Annotated in this window: 6 protein-coding genes; all 6 read left to right on the top strand. The window is 71.2% G+C overall.

Annotated features, from left to right (window positions below):
• The first annotated feature begins 294 nt into the window (after positions 1–294).
• Positions 295–393, top strand: coding sequence for a mycofactocin precursor MftA (gene mftA, locus ON29_RS36110; RefSeq protein WP_157107015.1), 99 nt, complete (start codon positions 295–297; stop codon positions 391–393).
• A 16-nt stretch (positions 394–409) separates the two neighbouring features.
• Positions 410–1,951: a mycofactocin radical SAM maturase gene (gene mftC / locus ON29_RS25415; RefSeq protein WP_083864063.1), complete on the top strand. Its 1,542-nt coding sequence runs from the start codon at positions 410–412 to the stop codon at positions 1,949–1,951.
• A 231-nt stretch (positions 1,952–2,182) separates the two neighbouring features.
• Complete coding sequence (gene mftF, locus ON29_RS25410) at positions 2,183–3,583, top strand: mycofactocin biosynthesis glycosyltransferase MftF (protein WP_040870178.1); 1,401 nt, start codon at positions 2,183–2,185, stop codon at positions 3,581–3,583.
• Positions 3,584–3,638: 55 nt separating this feature from the next.
• A complete protein-coding gene (gene mftG, locus ON29_RS25405; RefSeq protein ID WP_040870175.1) occupies positions 3,639–5,090 on the top strand; it encodes a mycofactocin dehydrogenase MftG in 1,452 nt (483 codons plus the stop codon).
• A 124-nt stretch (positions 5,091–5,214) separates the two neighbouring features.
• Complete coding sequence (locus ON29_RS25400) at positions 5,215–6,582, top strand: GAF domain-containing protein (protein WP_040870174.1); 1,368 nt, start codon at positions 5,215–5,217, stop codon at positions 6,580–6,582.
• A 478-nt stretch (positions 6,583–7,060) separates the two neighbouring features.
• On the top strand, positions 7,061–15,410 hold an 8,350-nt coding region (locus ON29_RS25395; RefSeq protein WP_157172901.1), incomplete at its 3' end, for a non-ribosomal peptide synthetase.

The raw sequence follows: 15,410 nt of genomic DNA, 5'->3' as shown, positions 1-15,410 counted from the left end.
CCGTCACACTCTGTTCCGCTGCTTGCCATCCGCAGTCTAGAGCGCCGGGTATCGCTCCCGTCGCCGCCTGCTGCACCCGGCGGGCGGCGAACGGGCCGGTCGCGCGGGTCGAGCGGCGGCCGGAATCCCGGGCTTCGCGGATTCGGTGACTGAAACCTGTTGTTTTGTCAGTTGATGACGTTATTGTGTGAGCACGAACTGCACCGAGCAATTCGCACACGGATCGTCCTCGCGGAGGTAGCCATGCCGGAATACGGGTCCAACGGACACGCCGACACCGACAACACCGGACGGATGGAGACCGCCGCCGCGCGGTCTGCCGAAGAGGCGCCGCTGGTCGAGGAGAGCCTCATCGAAGAGGTATCCATCGACGGCATGTGCGGCGTCTACTGACGGGCGGCGGACCACGATGCTCGATCTCGATACCCGCTGGCAGCTGCACCCGCGTGTGGCGCTGCGCCCGGAGCCGTTCGGCGCGCTGCTCTACCACTTCGGCACGCGCAAGCTGTCCTTCCTGAAAAGTCCGCGGATCGTCGAGATCGTCCGCTCGCTGCCGGAGCACGCGTCGGCCCGCACCGCCTTGCACGCCGCAGGCGTGCCGGAGGCGGGTGCGGGCGTCTACGTCGACGCGCTGACCCAGCTCGCCGATTCGGACATGATCATCGGTGCGCCGGAAGGCGCGCCGATGCCGGCGGCGATCGCGAACGCGGCTCCCGTCGCGGGGGCTGTCGCGTCCGGCGGGGTGGTGCGCCTGGTCGATCGCTTCGAGTCCGGCTTGGCCGCGCCGATCTGCCTGACCTGGGAGCTCACCTACGCCTGCAACCTCTCCTGCGTGCACTGCCTGTCCTCCTCGGGCCGCCGGGACCCGCGCGAACTGAGCACCGAGCAGTGCAAGGCGCTGATCGACGAGTTCGAGCGCATGCAGGTGTTCTACGTGAACATCGGCGGCGGCGAGCCCACGGTGCGCCCGGACTTCTGGGAACTGGTCGACTACGCGACCGCGCACCACGTGGGCGTGAAGTTCTCCACCAACGGGGTGCGGATCACGCCCGAGGTCGCGGCCCGGCTGGCGGCCAGCGACTACGTCGACGTGCAGGTGTCGCTGGACGGCGCCGACGCCGCGGTCAACGACGCCGTGCGCGGCCCCGGCTCCTACGCCATGGCCATTCGCGCGCTGGAGAACCTCGCCGCGGCGGGTTTCCGGGACGCGAAACTGTCGGTGGTGGCGACCAGGCACAACATCGGGCAGCTCGACGAGTTCCGCGCCATCGCCGAAAGGTACGGCGCCACCTTGCGGCTGACCAGGCTGCGGCCCTCGGGGCGGGGTGCGGACGTATGGGACGAGCTGCACCCGACGCCCGATCAGCAGCGGGTGCTCTACGACTGGCTGCTGCGCAACGGGGAAGGTGTGCTCACCGGCGACTCGTTCTTCCATCTCTCCGCGTTCGGTCAGACGCTGCCGGGCTTGAACATGTGCGGCGCGGGCCGGGTGGTCTGCCTGGTCGATCCGATCGGTGACGTCTATGCCTGCCCGTTCGCCATCCACGATCGATTCCGTGCCGGAAATGTCGTGGCCGACGGCGGTTTCGGCGCCGTGTGGCGGTCCTCGGACCTGTTCGGGGAGCTGCGCGAGCCCAGCGGCGGCGGCGCGTGCGCGTCGTGCAGCCACTACGACGCCTGCCGAGGCGGCTGCATGGCGGCGAAGTTCTTCACCGGGTTGCCCGCCGACGGTCCGGATCCGGAATGCGTCCAGGGCTACGGCGAGGCGGCGCTGGCCGACACCGCGCGGATGATCCCGCGTTCGTCGGTCGACCATTCCCGCCGGGTCGCCCCCCGCGCGAGCGGGCGCAAGAGTACACCGGTCCCGTTGACGTTGAGCGCGACTCGCCCGGCCGGCTTCGCGCCGGAACGCCGCCCGTCGCGGGCTTGCGACGAGAGTCCGCTGGCCTGAGGCAATGAAGTTTGCCAAAAGTGTGCCACCAGTGCGGCCATGGCTATCGTCCGGTCCACGACCGGGCGATAGCCGTCGTGTTGCCGGATGCTGGGAAACAGCTGTCGGCGAACTCTCGGCATCGGGTGCCGCGCAGGCCGCTTCCGGTGGCGGGCCGGTTTCGCCCGGAAATCTGCCGTTTTTTCCGGACTGTTGATGTCTGGCCGCGAAACTCCGCCTAGCATGCCAGGAATGCGCCATGATCGCCTGCCCGATGGATTCGGGGTGCGGATCGATCCCCGGGTACGCGCATACTCCGGCGGGCGGGTTCTGATCGGCGGTTCGCCGGCCAGGTTGCTGCGACTTGCCCCGGAGGCCGCCGAGATGATCGGCGACGGGTACCTCGAGGTGACCGGCCCGAAGTCCGCTGTCGTTGCCAGACGGCTGCTCGACTCCGGAGTGGCCAATCCCCGCCCCCGGCTGCTGCCGTCGCCGGAGGACGTCACCGTCATCGTGCCGCTGCACAACAACGCCGAGGGTCTGGCTCGCCTGCTCGCCGCGTTGCGCGGGCACAACGTCATCGTGGTCGACGACGGGTCCGACCAGCCGGTCCGGATCCCGCGCAACCGAGGTACCCGCTGCCGGGTGACCGTGCTGCGGCACGACCGCAAGCAGGGGCCCGCGGCGGCGCGCAACGCCGGCTTGCGCGCGGCGACAACCGACTTCGTCGCGTTCCTGGACTCCGACGTGGTGCCGCGCAGCGGATGGCTGGAGGTGATGCTCGGCCACTTCAGCGACCCGGGGGTGGCGCTGGTCGCGCCGCGGATCGTCGCGCTGGACCCGGAGTCCAACGCGCTGGCGCGCTACGAGCACACCCGCTCCTCGCTCGACCTGGGCAGGCGCGAGGCGGCCGTGCACTCGGGCGGGCTGGTGTCCTACGTGCCGAGCGCGGCGCTGCTGGCGCGGCGCAGGGCGCTGCTGGAACAGGGCGGTTTCGACGAGTCCATGCACGTCGCCGAGGACGTCGACCTGTGCTGGCGGCTGGAGCGGGCGGGCTGGCGGCTGCGCTACGAGCCCGCGGCGCACGTGGCGCACGACCACCGGGTCCGCTTCCGCGCCTGGTTCGGCCGGAAGCTGTTCTACGGCACCGGCGCCGCACCGCTGGGCGATCGGCACGCGGGCACGGTGTCACCGCTGTCGGTGCCGTCCTGGACGTTGCTGGCCGCGTTCCTGTTCGCCACGCTGACCAAGTGGGGGCTGCTCGGCGGCATCGGCACCCTGATCACCGCGCTGGCCCGATTGCGCCGCGTCTTCGCCGAACTGGACAACCCCACCCGGATCGCCGCGATCTATCTGGCGCGCGGCTTCTTCGCCGGGCTCTGGCGGATGGCCTCGGCGATGTGCAGGCACTACTGGCCGATCACGCTGGTGGCGATGGTCCTGTCGCGGCGCGTCCGGCGCATCGCGATCACCATGGCCCTCGCCGACGGCCTGGCCGACTGGTTCACCCACCGGGACGCGGGCGGCCTCGATCCCGTGCGCTACGTGGCCTACAAGCGTCTCGACGACATCGCCTACGGCACCGGCCTGTGGCTCGGCGCGTTCCGCGCGCGCAGCGTGGAAGCGCTGAAACCCACCACGCCCTCGCGCTGATCGACTCGTACGACCCGCGACGACCCTGGATCTTGGCTACCGAACGGGAGTCCGAATGGCCGACACACTCATCGTCGGGGGCGGTACCGCCGGGTGTGTCCTCGCGGCGCGGTTGAGCGCCGATCCGGCGCACGTGGTGCGGCTGCTCGAGGCCGGTGCGCTGTGGACGGGCCTCGACGCGATGCCCGCCGAGTTGCTGGACGCGGCGGCGTTGCCGATCGGTCCGGAGGTGGGGTGGCTGTGGCGCTACGAGGTCGTTCTCGCCGCGGACCCGCCCGTGCCGGGAACCATCGTGCGCGGCAAGGTGATCGGCGGGTCGGGCGCGGTCAACGGCGGCTACTTCGTCCGCGCCACGGCGGCGGACTTCGAGGACTGGAACCGGGTGCTCGGCGGCTCGGACACCTGGTCGTCGGACGCGGTGCTGCCGTTCTACTGCCGGACCGAGCGCGACCTGGACTTCGGCGATCGACCTTGGCACGGTGATCAGGGCCCGATTCCGGTGGTGCGCACCGCGGATCCCGCCCCGGTCAGTGCGGTGTTCACGGACGCCTGCCTCGCCGCCGGGTTCGCCGAGGTGCCCGATCTCAATGCCCCCGACAGCGGCGATGGTGTCGGCGTCGTGCCGTGCAATTGCGACAACGGCATGCGGATCGGCCCGGCCATCGGCTATCTGCTGCCCGCTCTGGACCGCCCGAACTTGACGGTGCGCGGAGAAACGTTGGTCACGCGCATCCGTTTCGACGGGACGCGGGCGGTCGGCGTCGAGTGGCTCCGCGACGGCGAGAGCGGCGTCGAACGAGCCGACCGCATCGTGCTCTGCGCGGGGGCGATCGAGTCGGCGGCGCTGCTGCTGCGTTCGGGCATCGGCGACCCGCGGCAGCTTCGACCGCTCGGCATCCCGGTCGTACACGCCGCCCCGGTCGGCGCCTGGCTCGGCGACCATCCGGAAGTGGGGATCTCCTACCTGCTCGACCTGGCCGAACCGCCGGCCGTCCCGCTGGAGACCGTGCTCGAGGTCGGCGATGTCGAAATCCGCCCCTACGCCGTGTCCTTCACCCCCGGGGTGCGCAGGCTCGGCGTCACGCTGATGCGCCCGCGGTCCTCCGGGACGCTCCGCTTGCGATCGGCCGAACCGGGCGTCGCGCCGCTCATCGATTACCGATACCTCGCCGCGGAGACGGATCGTGCCCGGCTGCGCGAAGCGGTGGCGACCGCGGGCGAACTGCTGCGCCGGATGAACGCGCGGCCGGTCGATCCGATTCCGCGGACCGGGGATCTCGACGCTTGGTTACGCGCGAATCTCGCCACTTCGCAACATTTGTCCGGCACCTGCCGAATGGGCCGGGAAAACGACGCGGCGGCCGTGGTGGACGAGCTGTGCCGAGTGCACGGAGTAACCGGGTTGTCGATAGTGGATCTGTCCGTCGTGCCGGTGCCATTGGGTCGTGGGCCGCAGGCCACGACCATGATGATCGCGGAAAAGGCGGCCGCGCATCTGCTCTCATAAGTGAAAGACGGTTAGGTCACAATTTGCCGGGGTCGGCATCGGGTGTGACCTGGCGGACAAACCCGAACATCGGTCGGTGCCGCCCGGTATGCGCCGGTACAGTTTGGGGCGGAAAGAAAGGCAAATGGTCAGCAACATCGCAGGTGGGCGACCCCCACGGCCGGGCGTCGAACCGGGCGCCCAACTCGGTGCGCTCGAAGTCTACGCCGCGCAGGCGCACGGATATCTCAGCGCGGGCGGCGATCAACTTGCCCGGCTCGCCGGTTTGTTGCGCCCCGCCGTGCTGGAGTCCTGGTTGCGCAGCGTGCGCGGCGGGATCGATCCGATGGACGCGGTCGACGGTCGCGGCCTGCGCGGGGCCGATTTGCAGCGCTATCTCCAGGCCCATCCGATCGCCGCCCTGATGCCGCTGATCGACAAATTGCTCGTACAGGACACGGCCAGAACGGGTTTGATCGTCGTGGTCGCCGATCAGTTCGGCCGGGTGCTCTCGGTGCACGGCGGCGCCGAGCAGGTCGCGGCCGCCGCGGAGATCGGCCTGCGCGCAGGCGACGATCTGAGCGAGCGCCGGATCGGCACGAACGCGGTCGGCCTGGTGGTGCGCACCGGGCGCGCCACCTGGATCCACGGTCCGGAACATTTCCTGCACCGGATGCACCAGCTCACCGGCGCGGCGGCGCCGGTGCACGATCCGGACGGAAGGCTGGTCGGCGTGCTGATGATCGCCGGCGGCGTCCGCGTGGCCAAACCGGAGATCCTCGCGCTGGTCAAGGCCACCGCCACCGCCGCGGAAATGGACTTGCTGCTCACCGCGATGCGGTCCGGGGAGCGCGGAACGGGTCGCGGCAGACGCGACCCGGCGACGCCGCACCCGGCGGGCCGCCTCGCGCTCGACGTGCTCGGCCTCGGGCAGCCGCAATTGAGCGTCGCGGATGATCGGGTGCCTTTGTCGCAGCGGCATGCCGAGATCCTGTTGCTGCTGGCCGAGCATCCGGAGGGGCTCGGCGCCGATCATCTCGCGCTGCTGCTCGACGACACCGATCTGGACAACGGCACCATTCGCGCGGCCGTGTCCCGATTGCGGGCGGTGGTCGGCCCGACCGTGTTCGGCTCCCGGCCTTACCGTCTCCGCGTTCCGGTCGCAACCGATGTGGAGGCGCTGCGCGCCGCGCTCGACTCCGGTGATGTCGATTCCGCATTACGGCTCTATGCCGGGCCGGTGCTGCCGCGTTCGACCGCGCCGGGAATCATCGATATTCGCGACGAACTGCGGGTGCGATTGCGCACCGCGGTACTGGGATCGGGAGACGCCGCGGCGCTGCGCCGGTGGACCGCTTGCCCGGAGGGGCGCGACGACGCCGCGGCATGGGCGGCCTACCGGGCGACGGTGGATCGTGACTCGCCGCTGTATGCGCAGATCGAGGCCAAGATCCGGGTGCTGGACCGCCGCCTCGGCGCCGATGCAACGCGAATGCAACGTTTCGGCTCATAATCTGCACAGCCATCGGTGTGTGAACGCTTCGCCGTGGTCGAACACGATCGCGCGCCCAGGTCTGTCCTGGACTTCCGCCGCTGGTAGCCGCATTGGACGCCTGTCCAGAAGTTTTTAGTGCAAATAGTTCCTTTTTATTACAGAAGCGCCTAATGTTCGCACTGCACGGATGACGACCGTGTGACGTAGCTGACATAACCGTGGCGTCCGCTCCACGGGCATGACGTTGGAGGATCGATCGAACGCTAGGCGAGAACGTCGGCGGACGCGACGCTCGCCGAAGCGGTGACCACCCGGTCGCCGATCTCGCGTAAATCTGCCGAATTCCGCGCGATGCCCTTCGCATCGCTCGCGCTTCTCATCGAATCGCACGTGGTGTTCACGCCATGCGCCCGGACTGGGCAGCCGGGTGTAGCGGCTTGTTCGTGCTGCCCAAAAGCGTTCGGACAGCGGTTCTTTCGCCGAGTAGGAGGCTCTGGTGCACGATACGGAGTTGGGTGGGTACAGCGGGTTGCCGCAGCGTTCCGTCGAGCCGAAGCCGTCCCAGGCCGCACCCGAGCCGTTCGCTCTGGCGCCCGCCCAGCTCGGCGTCTGGTACGCGCAACTGCTCGAGCCGGACGTGCCGATCAACGTCGCCCAGTACGTGGACGTGCGCGGCGAGCTGGATGCCGCTCTGTTACAGGAGGTCTCGGACGAGGCGGCGCGCGAGTACGAGTCGGTGCTGGTGCGGCTCGGCGAATCCGGCGGCGTCCCGCACCAGTACGTCGACTTCGGGCTCTCGGTCGACATCCCGTTGATCGACCTGCGCGACCAGGCCGACCCGGTGGCCGCGGCGCACGACTGGATGCGCGCGGACGCGAGCGCGCCGGTCGACCTGCGCGCCGACCGGCTGTTCGCGGGCGCCGTGCTGCGCGTCGCCGAGCGCCGGTACTTCTGGTACCTGCGGGTCCATCACATCGTGCTGGACGGCTACGGCGCGCTGACCAACACCATGCGGGTGGCCGAGCTGTACACCGCCCGGCTGCTCGGCGCCGAACCCGAGGCCGTGCGGCCCGGGACGCTCGCCTCGCTGACCCAGGCCGAACTCGCCTACCGGGAAAGCCCCCGTTTCGAGTCCGATCGCGCGCACTGGGCGGGGCGGGTGGCCGGGCTGGACGGCGCGACCGGCCTCGCCGGTCGCCGCGCGCCGCGCTGCGCGACCAACCGGATCGCCGGGCGAGCGCTCGCCCCCGAGCTGGTCGAGCGGATCGGCTCCCTTGCCGTGAGCCAGGATTCGACGATCGCGGTGGTGCTGCTCGCGGCGTTCGCCGCCTACCTCGGGCGGCTGACCGACCGGGACGAGGCGGTGCTGAGCCTGCCGGTGACCGCGCGCACCGACGCGGCGCTGCGCCGCTCGGCGGGCATGCTGTCGAACATCGTGCCGCTGCGGTTGCCCGTCGGCGGGAGCTGGGGCGAATTGCTGCGCGCCACCCGCGTCGAGGTCGCGGGCGCGCTGCGCCACCAGCGCTACCGGCACGAGGACATCCAGCGCGACGCCGAGCACGTCGCCGGTCTGGCGCACCGCGGGTTGTTCGGGCCGCTGGCCAACATCATGCTGTTCCGCACCGATCTCACCCTCGGCGCGACCGTGGGGCGCTACCACGTGCTGTCCACCGGCCCGGTGGAAGACCTCGGCCTCAACGTCTACTACGGCGACCGCGACCGGGTGCACGTCGACTTCGAGGCCAACCCGCATCTCTACACCGCCGACGACACCGCACGGCAGCACGCCCGGTTCCTCCGCTACCTGGAGCGCCTGGTCGCCACCGAGCCGGATACCGCGCTCGCCGCCGTCGACGTCGCGACCGAGCTGGAGCTCGAGGTCAGCACCCGGATCTGGAACGAGACGGGTTTCGACGTGGAAGCGCGGCTGCCGGGCCGCTCGGCGGGGTCGGCTCCCATGGCGACGCTGGTGTCGATGTTCGAGGCGCAGGCGGCCCGCACGCCGAGCGCGGTGGCGCTGCGGGCCGCCGGTGCGCCCGACCTGACCTACCGTGACCTCGCGGAGCGCAGCCACCGGCTCGCGCGCGCCCTGATCGCGCTGGGTGTGGGACCCGAGACGGTGGTGGCGCTGCACCTGCCGCGCTCGCCGGAACTGGTGATCGCGATGTACGCGGTGCTCGCGGCGGGCGGCGCCTACCTGCCGCTGGACCCGGATCACCCGCCGGAGCGCACCGCGCACATCCTGGCCACGGCCCGTCCGGCCTGCGTGCTGACCGCGGGGGACGCTCATCCGCCCGTACCGACCGGCCTGCCGGTGCTGCGGGTGGACCGGGTCGATGAAGCCCTCGCCGCCGCGCCGGTGTGGGATCGGGAACGCGTCGCGGCCCTGCGACCCGAGCATCCGGCGTATGTGATCTTCACCTCGGGATCGACCGGTCTGCCCAAGGGCGTCGCGATCACCCACCGGGCGATCGTGAACCGGTTGGTGTGGATGCAGCAGACCTATCGACTATCCGGGAAAGACGTTGTCTTGCAGAAGACTCCGGCGACGTTCGACGTGTCGGTGTGGGAATTCTTCTGGCCGTTGCAGATCGGCGCGACGCTGGTGCTCGCCCAGCCGGACGGGCACCGCGATCCCGCTTATCTGCGCCGGGCGATCGACGAATTCGGCATCACCACAGCGCATTTCGTGCCGTCCATGCTCGCGGCCTTCCTCGCGGACCGGCATGACGCGTACCGTACGTCGCTGCGCACGGTGTTCGCCTCCGGGGAGGCGCTGCCCGCCGCGCTCGCCCAGCGGCTGCGCGCCCTGACCGGCGCGCGCCTGCACAATCTGTATGGTCCCACGGAAGCGGCGGTAGACGTCACCTTCCATGAAGTCGCCGACACCGATACCCTCTCGGTGCCGATCGGCGCGCCGGTGTTCAACACCAGGCTCTACGTCCTCGATTCGCGGCTGCGGCCGGTACCGGTCGGGGCGCCGGGTGAGCTGTATCTGTCGGGGGTACAGCTCGCCCGGGGCTACGTCGCGCGACCGGAGCTGACCGCGGCGCGGTTCGTGGCCGACCCGTTCGGCGGCCCGCCCGCGCGGCCGGGCGGGCGGATGTATCGCACCGGTGACCTGGTGCGGTGGACTCCCCACGGCGAACTGGAGTATCTCGGACGCACCGACTTCCAGGTGAAGCTGCGCGGCCTGCGCATCGAGCTCGGCGAGATCGAGGCCGTGCTCGGCCGGGTGGACGCGGTGGACCGCGCGGTGGTCGTATTGCGCGACGACGCGGGCGTCGGCCGGCAGTTGGTGGCCTACGTCGTGGAAGCGGAGCCGGGCGCGGTGCGCATGGACCGGCTGCGCGTCGCTGCGGCCGAGGCGCTGCCCGGATATATGGTGCCCGCCGCCTTCGTGCTGCTCGACACACTGCCGGTGAACGCCTCGGGGAAGTTGGATCGCCGCGCGCTACCCGCTCCGAGCAGGGCTTCGACCGGCTACACCGCGCCCGTCACCGCCGTGGAGCTCGCGGTCGCGCGGGTGTTCGCCGAAGTGCTCGGTAACAAGCTGGTCGGTCGCGACGACGACTTCTTCGCACTCGGCGGAAACAGTCTGGTGGCCACGCAGGTCGCCGCCCGGCTGTCCGCCGACCTGAACTGCCCGCTCGGAGTCCGCGACGTGTTCGCCGCCTGCACGGTGGCCGAACTCGCCGCACTCGTCGAGCGGGCCGGTGGATCCGGCGGCGCGTCCTTGGTCGCGCAGCTGCGGGCACGGCCACGGCCGCCGCTGGTTCCGCTTTCTCCGGCGCAGCGGCGCATCTGGTTCCTCAACCGGTTCGAGCGATCCGGCGCGAGCTACAACATGCCGTTCGTGGTGCGCTTGCGCGGCGCGGTGGACGTCACCGCCCTGCGGCAGGCGCTCGAGGACGTGGTCATCCGGCACGAGGTGCTGCGCACGATCTTCCCCGCGCTGCTGCCCGGCGACAGCGGCGGCCCGGCCGCACGGCAGATCGTGCTGTCGGTGGCGGAGGTGGCGGGCGCGCCGGAGGCGATCGGCGCCGCCGAGCTCGACGGGCGCCTGAGCGCGTTCGCCACGCGGGGCTTCGACCTGGAACGCGAGATTCCGCTCCGTGCCCGGATCTTCGCTGTGGACGACGGCGGTTACGCGCTCGCGCTGGTCCTGCACCACATCGCCGCCGACGGTCTGTCGCTGCGCGTGCTCGCCCGCGACGTGATGACCGCGTACGCGGCGCGCCGCGGCGGCCTCGCGCCCGCCTGGGCCCCGCTACCGGTCCAGTACGCCGACTACAGCCTCTGGCAGCACGAACTGCTCGGCTCCCCGGACGATCCGTTCGCGGCCACCCAGCTGTCGTTCTGGACCGGGACGTTGACGGGCGCACCCGACCAGCTCGACCTGCCCGCCGATCGCCCCCGCCCGGCGGTCGCCACCGGCCGGGGCGCGGTGTTCGGCTTCGAGCTACCCGGCGAACTGGCCGCTCGGATGAGCGAACTCGCTCGTGCACAAGGTATTTCGAACTTCATGCTGACGCACGCCGCGCTGGCCGCGCTGCTGTCGCGACTGTCCGGCAGCGGCGACATCGTGATCGGCACCCCGGTCGCCGGTCGTGGCGAGCGCGCCCTCGACGACCTGATCGGCATGTTCGTCAACACCCTGGCACTGCGCACCCGGGTCGATGCCGCCGAGCCGTTCTCCGCCCTGCTGGCGCGGGTCGGGGAACAGGACCTCGCCGCCTTCGGGCATGCCGAACTGCCGTTCGAGCAGGTGGTCGCCGCGCTGGATCCGCCGCGCTCACAGGCGCGCCACCCGCTGTTCCAAGTGCTGCTCGCCTTCGACAATGCCGAGCCAATCGCCTTCGAACTGCCCGAACTGTCGGTCGCCACCAGTACCCTGGACACCGGAGTGACCAAGCTGGATCTCCAGCTCACGGTCACCGAGAACTCCGCCGGCGCCGGACTCGGGGAAGGTTCGGCACCGGCGGGGGTTCCCGCGGAATTCGGTTACGCCACGGATCTGTTCGATGAAGCCACCATCGCCGGCTACGCCCGCGCGCTGATCCGCTTCCTGTGGGCGGCCACCGCCGATCCCGGGATCGCGGTAGGCGATCTGCCCCTTCTCGATCACGCGGAGCAAGCGCGCGCCCTCGCGGCGGGGCAGGCGGAGGCGGGCGCCCGAGATCCGGCGGCGACCTTGCTCACCGCCTTCGAGGCGCAGGTGCGGCGCACCCCGGACGCGGTCGCGGTACTGGACGATGAACGGCGGCTGACCTACGCGGAGTTCGCGGGCGCGGTCAACCGATTGGCGCGCAGGCTGATCGTCGCGGGCGTCGGCCCGGAGCGGACGGTCGTCCTGGGCATGCGGCGTTCGGCCGACCTCGTGGTGGCCGCATACGCGGTGCTGACCGCGGGCGGCGGGTACGTGCCGGTGGACCCCGACCAGCCCGCGGCCCGGATCGCGCAGGTGATCGCGGAGGCTCGCCCGGTCTGCGTGCTTGCGCGTTCCCAGGACGACCTAGCGGAACTCGCCGATCGGTGCGCGCTCGCGGAGCGTCCGGCGACACCGATCATCACCGCCGACTCCCCGGATCTCGCGGACTACTCCGACGCCCCGGTCACCGACGCACACCGCCTGGCCCCCTTGCACGCGTCCGGCGTCGCGTACGTCATCTTCACCTCGGGGTCCACCGGCCGTCCCAAAGGCGTCGCGGTGCAACACGACTCGGCGGTGAATCAGATCGAGTGGATCGCGGGCGAATACCGGATCGACGCCGACGACGTGGTGCTGTTCAAGACCCCGGCCACCTTCGACGTCTCGGTGTGGGAGCTGTTCGCCCCGCTCACCCGTGGCGCGCTGATGGTCGTCGCCGCCCACGACGGGCACCGCGACCCCCGGTCCCTCGCCGCGACCATCGCCGCGCACCGGGTCACGATGACCTCGTTCGTCCCGTCCATGCTCACGGTGTTCGCCGCCGCCGCGGCGCCGGAGGCGATCGCGTCCCTGCGCACCGTGCTGGTGGCGGGCGAGGCGATGACCGGTGAGGCCGCCGCCGCGTTCGCGGCGGTGAGCCCCGCGCGGCTGCACAACCTCTACGGGCCCACCGAATTCACCGTGCACGCCACGCACGCCCCCGTCGCCCCGGCCGCGAGCGGTCCCGCGCCGATCGGGCGTCCGGTGCCGGGCAGCCGGGCCATGGTCCTCGACGCGCGGCTGCGACCGGTTCCGGATGCCGTGGTCGGCGAGCTGTACCTGTCCGGCGCGCAGCTGGCGCGCGGCTACCACGGCCGCGCCGACCTGAGCGCGGAGCGTTTCGTCGCCGACCCGTACGGGCCGGCGGGCAGCCGGATGTACCGGACCGGCGATCTGGTGCGTCGCCGCCGCGACGGAGCGCTGGAGTATCTGGGCCGCGGTGACTTCCAGGTGAAGCTGCGCGGCCAGCGGATCGAACTCGGCGAGATCGAGGCCGCCCTGCTCGCCATGGACGACGTGCGCGCCGCGGCGGTGCGGATTGTCGCGCAGCCGTCCGGCGAGACGCTGGCCGCCTACGTGGTCGGCGCCGTCGCGCCCGAACAACTCGTCACGGAGTTGGCGCAACGACTTCGCCGGGTGCTGCCCTCGTACATGGTGCCCACCGCGTACGTCCCGCTGGACGCCATGCCCCTGACCGCCTCCGGCAAGCTCGACCGCCGGGCGCTGCCGGATCCCGCGCCGGTCACCGAGGCCTTCCGCGCGCCCCGCACGCCGCAGGAGCGGACCGTCGCCGCGGTGTTCGCGCAGGTGCTGAGCGTCGATCCGGTCGGCGCGGACGACGACTTCTTCGCACTGGGCGGGAATTCGCTGGTCGCCACGCAGATCGCGGCCCGTCTGGCGGACGCGCTGGACACCGAGGTGCCGGTGCGGGCGCTGTTCGAGTATCCGACCGTCGCGGCGCTGGCCGCGCACCTGTCCGGCGGCCGCCGGGTGCGTAACCGCAGGCCGCTGGTCGCCGGGCCGCGCCCCACGCTGGTCCCGCTGTCCTACGCGCAGCAGCGCATGTGGTTCCTGAACCAGTTCGACGCGGCGTCGGTGGCCGACAATCTGGTCGCCGCCATCCGGCTGCGCGGCGCGCTCGAGCAGACGGCGCTGGCCGAAGCGGTCGCCGACGTGCTCGCCAGGCACGAGTCGCTGCGCACCGTTTTCCCCGCGGCGGAGGGTATCCCGTATCAACTGGTGCTGCCGGTCGACGAGGCGCGGGTCGAGCTGGTCGTGGAAACGATCGGCGCGCAGGCGCTGATGCGGCGGGTTCGCGAAGTGGTGGCCATGCCCTTCCGGGTGGATCGCGAGCCTCCGGTGCGCCTGGTACTGCTGCGCCTCGGCGACGACGAGCACGTGCTCGTCGTCGCGCTGCACCACATCGGCGCCGACGGCTGGTCGCTCGCACCGCTCACCCGTGATCTCGTGCGCGCCTACCATGCGCGCCGCGCGGGCGTCGCACCCGACTGGACGCCACTGCCCGTCCATTACGCCGACTACGCGCTGTGGCAGCGGGCGAGCCTCGGCTCCGAGGACGACCCGGATTCGGTACTGGCCGAACAGATCCGGTTCTGGCAGGGGGAACTGGCCGGCCTGCCGGACGTGTCGGCGCTGCCGACCGACCGACCGCGCCCGGCCGCCGCGTCGGGTCGCGGCGCGCGCCACGCCTTCACCATCGATGCCGCGACCAAGCGCCGGTTGCGCGAGATCGCGGACGGGGCGAACGCCTCGCTGTTCATGGTGCTGCACGCCGCGTTCGCCATGCTGCTGGCCACACTGTCCGGGCAGCGGGACATCGTGATCGGCACCCCGGTGGCCGGTCGCGGCGACCGCGCGCTCGACGACCTGGTCGGCATGTTCGTCAACACGGTCGTGCTGCGCGCCGATGTCCGGGCCGATCTGACGTTCACCGACTTGGTCGCGGCGGTGCGCGATCGCGACCTGGCCGCCTTCGCCCACGCCGACGCGCCGTTCGAGCGCTTGGTCGAGGTGCTCGCGCCGGAGCGGTCGGCGGCCAGGCATCCGCTGTTCCAGGTGATGCTCGACTTGCAGAACACCGCGCGGACCGAACTCGAGCTGCCCGGCCTGACCGCGACCGGACTCGATATCGACACGGGGACCGCCAAATTCGATCTGCACCTGTCCGTGGCGGAAGCGGCGGACGGTTCCGGGCTCGCCGCGGTGTTCGAATACGCGACCGATCTGTTCGACCCCGCCACCGTCGAGGCGTTCGCGTCGCGCTTGCACCGTGTGCTCGACGCGGTGGTCGCCGATCCGCGGGTGTGCCTCGGCACGATCGATGTGCTGAGTCCCGGCGAACGCGCCCTCGTCCTGGACGCGTGGAACGCCACCGGGCACCCGGTGGACCCGGCCGCGACGCTGGTGTCGCTGTTCGAGGCGCAGGCGGCCCGGACGCCCGAGGCGATCGCGCTGAGGTTCGAGGGTGAATCGCTCAGCTACGCCGAGTTCGCGCGCCGGGTGCACCGGATGGCCAGGCTGCTGGTGTCGGTCGGCGTGCGTCCGGAGAAGTCCGTAGCGGTGGGCATGCGTCGGTCGGCCGATCTCGTGGTGGCGCTGTACGCGGTGCTCGCGGCGGGCGGAGCCTATGTCCCGATCGATCCGGAGCATCCGGCCGAGCGGGTCGCCGACGTCTTGCGGACGGTGCGTCCGGTCTGCGTGCTGACCCGCTCCGAGGACGGGCTCGAGCTGCCCGATCCGGCCACCGATGGGCTGTGGGCGGTGCTGGATATCGACCTGTTCGACACCGAGGACTACGCCGAGGAACCGCTGACCGATGCGGACCTGCTCGGGACGGTCACCGCGTCGAATACGG

The organism is Nocardia exalbida NBRC 100660 (assembly GCF_000308575.1).
GTDB classification, from domain to species: Bacteria; Actinomycetota; Actinomycetes; order Mycobacteriales; family Mycobacteriaceae; genus Nocardia; species Nocardia exalbida.
The sequence above is the reverse complement of the archived record's forward strand: the minus strand, read 5'-3'. Positions and strand labels throughout refer to the sequence as shown.